This is a genomic window from Mesorhizobium sp. M7D.F.Ca.US.004.03.1.1 (assembly GCF_003998635.1).
In the GTDB taxonomy this organism is placed as follows: Bacteria; Pseudomonadota; Alphaproteobacteria; order Rhizobiales; family Rhizobiaceae; genus Mesorhizobium; species Mesorhizobium loti.
The window spans coordinates 1-8,324 of sequence record NZ_RZQG01000180.1; the positions used below are offsets into that span (position 1 = coordinate 1).

8 protein-coding genes are annotated in these 8,324 nt (G+C 62.9%); 5 read left to right on the forward strand and 3 right to left on the reverse strand.

The annotated features are described in order from the left end of the window. A partial coding sequence (locus EN935_RS12995; RefSeq protein WP_164771108.1) for a helicase HerA-like C-terminal domain-containing protein occupies positions 1–1,334 on the reverse strand: 1,334 nt, incomplete at its 3' end. Between the two features lie 353 nt (positions 1,335–1,687). Here EN935_RS12995 and EN935_RS13000 point away from each other — a divergent pair. The 4 genes from EN935_RS13000 (at position 1,688) to EN935_RS13015 (ending at position 5,928) form a co-directional block, all read left to right on the forward strand. Then, the gene (locus EN935_RS13000; protein WP_127265938.1) at positions 1,688–3,130 is read left to right on the forward strand and encodes a methylmalonyl-CoA mutase subunit beta; all 1,443 of its coding nucleotides are present in this window, start codon (positions 1,688–1,690) and stop codon (positions 3,128–3,130) included. Then, positions 3,127–5,244, forward strand: a complete 2,118-nt coding sequence (scpA, locus tag EN935_RS13005) for a methylmalonyl-CoA mutase (RefSeq protein ID WP_109662482.1) — start codon at positions 3,127–3,129, stop codon at positions 5,242–5,244. Before EN935_RS13000 ends, scpA begins: the two co-directional genes overlap by 4 nt. A gap of 70 nt (positions 5,245–5,314) precedes the next feature. Next, positions 5,315–5,545: an AbrB/MazE/SpoVT family DNA-binding domain-containing protein gene (locus EN935_RS13010; protein WP_023760503.1), complete on the forward strand. Its 231-nt coding sequence runs from the start codon at positions 5,315–5,317 to the stop codon at positions 5,543–5,545. Continuing rightward, on the forward strand, positions 5,542–5,928 hold the full coding sequence (locus EN935_RS13015) for a type II toxin-antitoxin system death-on-curing family toxin (RefSeq protein ID WP_126068468.1): 387 nt from the start codon (positions 5,542–5,544) through the stop codon (positions 5,926–5,928). Before EN935_RS13010 ends, EN935_RS13015 begins: the two co-directional genes overlap by 4 nt. Here EN935_RS13015 and greA read toward each other — a convergent pair. Beyond that, entirely contained in the window at positions 5,925–6,398 is a 474-nt protein-coding gene (greA, locus tag EN935_RS13020; RefSeq protein WP_109662476.1) for a transcription elongation factor GreA, read from the reverse strand. The genes EN935_RS13015 and greA overlap by 4 nt on opposite strands. Positions 6,399–6,517: 119 nt before the next feature. On the opposite strand from greA, the gene EN935_RS13025 reads away from it, so the two are divergent. Continuing rightward, positions 6,518–7,894: a TIGR03808 family TAT-translocated repetitive protein gene (locus EN935_RS13025; protein WP_127264949.1), complete on the forward strand. Its 1,377-nt coding sequence runs from the start codon at positions 6,518–6,520 to the stop codon at positions 7,892–7,894. On the opposite strand, the gene EN935_RS13030 is transcribed toward EN935_RS13025, so the two are convergent. Further along, a partial coding sequence (locus EN935_RS13030) for an asparaginase (RefSeq protein ID WP_206534512.1) occupies positions 7,887–8,324 on the reverse strand: 438 nt, incomplete at its 5' end. The two genes, EN935_RS13025 and EN935_RS13030, sit on opposite strands and share 8 nt — an antisense overlap.

The window sequence follows — 8,324 nt, forward strand, 5'->3', positions numbered from 1 at the left end:
TGCTGAGCCTGCTCTTCGGCATCCTGCGCGTCCTTGGCCTTTTTCTGCAGCATCTCGAAAGCCGATTCGCGATCGATGACCTGATCGTATTGGCCGGCGACCGGGCTTTCCTGGATCAGCTTTTGTCGTTCGGCGGCCGTGATGGGCCCAAGCCGCGAGGATGGCGGGCGGATCAGTGTCCGCTGCACCATGGACGGAACACCCTTGGCCTCCAGCGTCGAAACCAGCGCCTCGCCAGTGGCGAGCTGGGTAATGGCGGTCATGCAGTCGAAATCGGGATTTGGCCGGAACGTCTCGGCTGCCGTCCTCACCGCCTGCTGCTCACGCGGCGTATAGGCGCGCAGCGCGTGCTGTACGCGATTGCCGAGCTGGGCCAGAACCTTTTCAGGGATATCCAAAGGGTTTTGCGTAACGAAATAGACGCCGACGCCTTTCGAGCGGATCAGGCGAACCACTTGTTCGACGCGATCGATCAGCACTTTGGGTGCTTCGTCGAACAGAAGATGTGCCTCGTCGAAGAAGAACACCAGCTTCGGCTTGTCGGGGTCGCCGACTTCCGGCAGCACCTCGAACAGTTCCGACATCAGCCACAACAGGAAGGTCGCGTACAGCCGCGGATTCATCATCAGCTTGTCGGCGGCAAGCACGCTGATGGCGCCGCGTCCGTCGCGCGTGGTGCGCATGATGTCGGCGATGCGCAGTGCCGGCTCGCCGAAGAAGTTTGCCGCGCCCTGCTGCTCCAGGACGAGCAACGTGCGCTGGATGGCCCCGACCGACGGCTTCGTCACATTGCCGTAGCGCGAGCCGATCTCGTCGGCGCGCTCGGCAATGTTGGCCAGCAGCGCCTGCAGATCCTTCATGTCGAGCAGCAGCAGGCCTTCCTCGTCCGCCAGGCGGAAGGCGATGTTCATGATGCCTTCCTGCGCGTCGGTCAGGTTCATCAGGCGCGACAACAACAACGGCCCCATTTCCGAGACCGTAGTGCGGATCGGATGGCCCTGCTCGCCGAACAGATCCCAGAAGATGACCGGAAACTCCTGGAAGTCGTAGGGGTCAAGCTTGACCTGTTCGGCCCGCTTGACAAGAAAATCCTGTGCCGTGCCCATCATCGCGATGCCGGACAGGTCGCCCTTGATGTCGGCGCAGAACACCGGCACGCCGGCATTGGAAAACCCTTCCGCCAGGATCTGCAAGGTGACAGTCTTGCCGGTACCGGTGGCGCCAGTCACAAGGCCGTGGCGATTCCCGTATTGCAGCAACAGTTGCTCGGCACGCTGATAGCTGTCGTCAGGCTTGCGGCTGGCGCCGATGAAAATACTGGTGTCGTCAGCCATATATCCGGTCTCCGCAAACTGATGTGTCTAAAGCCAGTGGCCTTGCCGCAGGTATAGTGAGGCCATTGCACAGCGACAATGCCAGTCGTTCAAATCGGGCCAGTCGTTCAAATCGGGCCAGTCGTTCAAATCGGGCCAATCGTTCAAATCGGGGCCGCCCTCAAAATCGGCTTTTTTGGAGCTTGCGGATTTTGCCGGTGTTTGGCAATCGTTCATGGTTCGTCCACGCAGGCTGACCTATATCTGATGGATCGAATTCGGTCTCTGAATGCGCATTGCATTGCGATATCGGACCGGGGACCGTAGACTGAACTGCTCCCGGCTGGTGCGGCCGCGTAGAACGAGGAAGACGGATGGGTGCCGGAGCCTTGACTAGGGATGATGAACCCGAGAACGCCGAGCGCCAACGATGGCTGGCCTTGGCTGAAAAAGCGCTGGCCGGCGCATCCTTCGAGGAGAAGCTGGTCTCGCATAGCGATGACAACATCCGCATCGAACCGCTCTACGACCGCAGCACCGCAGCAGAACCGATCGTGCGCGCAAATCCAAAATTGCCCTGGATCGTCAGCCAGCGCATCGACGATCCGGACATCGACCGTGCCAGAACCCAGGCACTGGAGGACGTAGCACAAGGCGCTACGGGATTGTCGCTTGTCTTCGAAGGGGCACCGAACGCGTTCGGTTACGGCCTGCCGAGAACGGCGAAGGCGCTGGAGACGGTGCTGGACGGCGTACCGCTCAACCGCGTCCAGGTTCGCATCGACGCCCATCCCTGGAGCCGCGCCGTGGCCGACTGGCTGGTCGCGTTCCTGAGCAAGCGCCGTTCGGACCCGGCAAAGCTCAACCTCTCCTTCGGCATCGATCCGGCGGCCATCTTCGCCGGAACCGGCCGGCTGCGCATGTCGATCGAGGCGCTGCAGGCTTCGATGCCGCAGTCGCTGGCGCATTTCTTCTCCATGGGCGTTCCAGGCGTGCTGCTGGAGGCGGACGGGCGTGTGTTCCACAACGCCGGTGCGACAGAGGCGCAGGAGCTTGGCATCATGCTGGCTTCGGCGGTCTCCTATCTCAGAATGTTCGAGACGGCGCGGCAGCCGCTTGTCTATGCCGCGCCCCATATCGGCTTTGCGCTCAGCGTCGACCAGGACCAATTGCTGTCGATGGCCAAGGTGCGGGCCCTGCGCAGACTCTGGGCACGGGTGCAGGAGGCCTGTTCGATCCCGACATCCACCGCCAACATCCATGCCGAGACGTCGTATCGCATGATGACGGCGATGGACCCGGAGACCAACATCCTGCGCACCACCATTGCCTGCTTTGCCGCGGCGTCCGGCGGCGCCGATTCCATCTCCATCCTGCCGCACACGATCGCGCATGGCTTGCCCGCGGGATTTGCCCGTCGCGTTGCCCGCAACGCACAGCTGATCATGGCCAATGAAAGCCATATCGATCATGTCGCCGATCCCGCCTATGGTTCCGGCGCGGTCGAAGCGCTGACCGCGGAACTCTGTGAGATGGCCTGGGCGGAATTGCAGACAATCGAGGCCGAGGGCGGCGTCCTGTCCAGCCTTCAGGACGGACATATCCAGAAGCGCGTTCACTCCGCGGCAGCGCAGCGCAATGCAGCCTACCGGGCAGGCGAGCGGGCCATCATCGGCACCACGCTCTATCCCCTGAAAAACGAACAGCCGGTCGAGACGCTGGTAGCGGAGCGACGGCCCGCCTTCACCGAAGGCGTTGCCGTCTGCGAGCCGCTGTTTCCGGCCCGCATCGACCAATCGATCGGAGCCGCCTCTTGATCCCGGATTTCGGTCAGATCGGCTGGGTCCCGCCACGCCGCGCACCCGTCGAGGTCAAAGGCCAGCGGACGACACCGGAAGGCCTTATCGCCAAGCATCTTTACAATCAAAGCGACCTCAAGGGATTGCCGCATCTCGACACCTACCCAGGCCTGCCGCCCTTCGTGCGCGGCCCCTACCCGACCATGTATGTCCAGCAGCCCTGGACCATCCGGCAATATGCCGGCTTCTCGACGGCCGAAGAATCCAACGCTTTCTACCGGCGCAACCTCGCCGCCGGCCAGAAGGGACTGTCGGTCGCCTTCGATCTTGCCACGCATCGCGGCTATGACAGCGACCATCCGCGCGTCGCCGGCGATGTCGGCATGGCGGGCGTCGCCATCGATTCCATTCTCGACATGCGCCAGCTCTTCGACGGCATTCCGCTCGGCGAGATGACGGTGTCGATGACGATGAACGGCGCGGTGCTGCCGATCATGGCGCTCTACATCGTCGCGGCGGAAGAACAGGGCGTTGCGCAGAAGGATCTTGCCGGCACCATCCAGAACGACATTCTGAAGGAGTTCATGGTCCGCAACACCTACATCTATCCGCCGAAGCCCTCGATGCGGATCGTGTCGGACATCTTCTCCTACACGTCGAAGAACATGCCGAAATTCAATTCGATATCGATCTCCGGCTATCACATGCAGGAGGCCGGCGCGACGGCCGACCTCGAGCTCGCCTATACGATCGCCGACGGCATCGAATATGCCCGCGCAGGCGTTGCGGCGGGCCTCGACATCGACCGCTTTGCACCGCGCCTGTCCTTCTTCTGGGCGATCGGCATGAACTTCTTCATGGAGGTCGCCAAGCTGCGGGCCGCGCGCCTGCTGTGGGCGACCCTGATGCAGAAGAATTTTTCACCGAAGGACGAGCGTTCGCTGTCGCTGCGCACCCACTGCCAGACTTCGGGCTGGTCGCTGACGGCGCAGGATCCCTATAACAACATCGTCCGCACCATGATCGAGGCGATGGCGGCGACGCAGGGTCACACGCAGTCGCTGCACACCAATTCCTTCGACGAGGCGATGGCGCTGCCGACCGACCATTCGGCACGCATCGCCCGCAACACCCAGCTCATCCTGCAAATGGAATCCGGCACGACGCGTGTCATCGACCCGTGGGGCGGTTCGGCCTATCTCGAACGGCTGACGCACGACCTGGCAGCGCGAGCGCTTGCCCACATCGAGGAGATCGAGGCGCTCGGCGGCATGGCCGCCGCGACCGAGCAAGGCATTCCCAAGCTGCGCATCGAGGAAGCCGCCGCGCGCACGCAGGCGCGCATCGATTCCGGCGAGCAGATGCTGGTCGGCGTCAACGCGCATCGTCCCGAGACCGACATCGAGGTCGACGTGCTGAAGATCGACAATGCCGAGGTCAGGGCCCGGCAATTGTCGAAGCTGCAAAGGCTGAAAGGCACGCGCGATGTCGCCGCCGTCGAAAGCGCGCTCGATGCGCTGACCCGTGCCGCGCAAGGCAAAGAAAACCTGCTGGAGTTCGCCATCCGCGCCGCGCGCGCCAATGCCACGGTCGGCGAGATTTCGATGGCGCTGGAGAAAGCCTTTGGCCGCCATGTCGCCACGGTGCAGACCATTTCCGGCGTCTATCGCAAGGCCCTCGGCGACAATGCCGTGGTCGACGGACTGCAGGGCAAACTTGAAGCCTTCGAGAAGAAATCCGGCGGCAGGCCGCGCATTCTCGTTGCCAAGATGGGACAGGACGGCCACGACCGTGGCCAGAAGGTCATCGCCACGGCCTTCGCCGATCTCGGCTTCGACGTCACTGTTGGAGCGATGTTCCAGACACCCGATGAGATCGCCAGGCTCGCCGTCGCACAGGACGTCCATATCGTCGGCGCCTCGTCACTGGCGGCGGGACATCTGACGCTGATCCCCGAACTGCGCGACGCGCTGAAGAAGCTCGGCCGAGGCGATATGCTGATCGTCGCCGGTGGCGTCATCCCGCCGCAGGACTATGACGCCGTGCTGCAGGCGGGGGCGGCGGAGATCTTTCCGCCGGGCACGGTCATTCCAGAGGCAGCGGATCGTTTGTTGGACCGGCTGCTGGCTTAGGCCTGTTATAATATCTGTTGCAACTTCTCGTTGGTCGAGTTATAATCGACGTTGCAACAGGATATCCGTCATGAACACGACCATACGCAAGATCGGCAATTCCGAGGGCGTGATCCTACCGAAGGAGCTGCTCGACCGTTTGAACATGAAGGCAGGCGACAGCATCGTCATCGTTCAGGAAGGCGAAGAGCTTCGTTTGCGTCGCACCGAAGACAGCGCCGAGGAGTTCGAGCGCAAGATGAAGATCGCACGCGAGCGGATGAAAAAGTACGAGGTTGCCTACCGCGCGCTCGCGAAATGACCGAACATCATTCGCGGGAGTTCGTGGAGTCGCTTCACGCCGAGCAGTTGCGCCTGCACGGCGGGGCGGTAGGTATACGAGATGAGGGCATGCTGGAGTCGGCGCTCTCCCGTCCACAGCAGCGAGAGATCTATGGCGATCCGGATTTGTGCGAACTGGCGGCGGCATATCTGTTCGGCATCGCCAAGAACCACCCCTTCGTTGACGGCAACAAGCGTACTGCCTTTGCCGCGGCCGATCTGTTTCTTTATTTCAACGGATTAAGCGTCGAGGCCGACCAGCAGGACGTGATTCAACTGGTCTTGATGGTTGCCGCTGGCGAGATCGATGAAACTGGAGCCGCAGCCTTCTTCCGCGACCATGTCGTCAAGCTCGAGGATTAGCTCTCGGAGAGCTTGACGATTTCCCATTCCTTGCCGTTGACGCTGGCCAAGTCGCCGACCTTCTTGCCGAACAGGGCCACGGCCATCGGCGAAACATGCGAAATGCTACCCTTGGTGGGATCAGCCTCATCCTCGCCGACGATTTTCCAGTGCACCTTCCTGCCGTCATCGCCCTCGAGCGTGACGCCCATGCCGAAGCGCACAAGGTCGCTGCCCGGCTCCGGTACGGAGAGCTCGGCGCTTTCGCGTCGGGCGGTCCAATAGCGCAGGTCGCGCGACACCACCGCGATGCGCTCGCGGTCTGCTTTCCGCTCGGCCTTCGCCAGGAGATCGCGCAGATCGGCGAGATTTTCCTCGATCTGCGCCAGACCGTGCTCCGTCACCAGATTGCGGTGCTGGCTGACCGGTCGCTCACCGACACCGGCGATGGCGTTTTCGCTGTCTTCCTCGCGGGTAAAAGCTCTGCTCATTCCGTGAACTTAGGCGCGGAAAGGCTGCTCGACAAGCCATTGTCTCCGGTCTTGAGAGGAGGCAGACCGTCTGGCACGATTCCTGCGACGCCAAGGTTGAACGCCAGGACCCTGTGCCGATGTTGAACAGACGAACGCTGCTGACCGGAACCGCCGGCTTTGCCATCATGGGCCTCTCGTTCGGCAAGGCGGCGGCAGCGAGCCTGACCGGCATCGAGAAAGCCTCGATGCGCGGCTCGATCAATGCCACGGAACTCGGTGTGCAGCCCGGCACCTTCGACGATCAGAGCAAGGCCTTCGCCAAATTGCTGCGCGACGCCAACGACCGCGACATGCCCGTGTTCCTGCCGCCCGGCACCTATGTCGTCTCTAACCTCTCGCTGCCCGGCCGCGTGCGTCTTTCCGGCGTGCCGGGCGCAACGCGGATTGTCTATGGTGGCGACGGCCACCTGTTCATGGCCGAACAGGCCGACCATATCGAACTCAGCGGGCTGGTCTTCGACGGCGCAAACCACTCGATGGGCGATTATGCGCAAGGATTGCTCGATCTGCGCCGGGTCGCGCACCTCGTCGTCGACAATTGCCAGATCACCGGCAGCGGCAAGAACGGACTGGCGCTGGAACACGCTTCGGGCCGGGTCGAGCGCTCGGAGATATCGGGGGCTGCCGATGCCGGCATCTATTCGGTCGAGGCCAGCGGGCTGGCCATCACAGGCAACACCGTCTCCGACTGCGCCAATGGCGGCATCCTCGTGCACCGCTGGCAGGCGGCGGAAGACGGCACCATGGTCACCGGTAACCGCGTCGAACGGATCCAGGCGCGCAGCGGCGGAACGGGACAGAACGGCAATGGCATTAACGCCTTTCGCGCCGGCAATGTCGTCATTTCGGGCAACATCGTCTCGGACTGCGCCTTCTCGGCGATCCGTGCCAACAGCGCCAGCAATCTGCAAATATCGGGCAACACCTGCTCGCGTTCGGGTGAAACGGCGGTCTATTCGGAATTCTCGTTCGAAGGCGCCATCATCAGCAACAACATTGTCGACGGCGCCGCCAACGGCGTCTCGATCGTCAATTTCAACGAAGGCGGCCGCATGGGCGTCTGCTCGGGCAACATCGTGCGCAATCTCTCGACCAGCGGCCCCTACCCTGCCGACTCGCCAGGATTTGGCGTCGGCATCGGCGTCGAAGCCGACACGACCGTTTCCAACAATGTCATCGAGAACGCACCGCTCTACGGCATGCAGATCGGCTGGGGGCCGTATCTGCGCAATGTCGTGGCCACCGGCAACATCATCCGCAAGGCTGGAACCGGCATCGTCGTGTCCGTCGTCGAGGGCGCCGGCACGGCCGTCATATCCGACAACGTCATCGACGGCGCCCTGAACGGCGCTATTGTCGGCCAGCGCTGGGCCGAGCCGGCGACAGGCGATCTCGCCTCGTCAAACGATACCGGCTATGCGCATCTGACCGTCGAGCACAATCACGTCAGTTGAGGGCCGCGGTGGGCCTGAGCCCCCCGACCTTGGCACCGTTCCGGTTTTCGATGGGCGCGCTTGCCAGTTCGCTCAGCTTTGACGCCAGGGCCTCGTCGGCGCGCAACAATTTGGCAAGAACGGCGGCAACCATGGCTCCGCCGGCGCGGCCGGCGCCATCATCGCATTTCAGCGCGATGCCGAGGCCAAGTTCCGGAATCGCGGCACAATGGACGCCTTCTGCGCCGCCTTTCGTGAAAATCCGCCCTGGTGCGGCCTCCATCAGCGCGACGTCTCCGCGGCCGGTGCCGGCAACGAAGAAGGGCTCGGCCATGCAGGCGGCCAGCAGCCGCTTTGCGGCCTTGGCTCTCTCGGGGCCAAAACCATTTGTCGTGGCCATGCGGGCAAAGCCGAGCGCGAAGCTCCTGAGCGGCACCGCATAGGTCGGGAT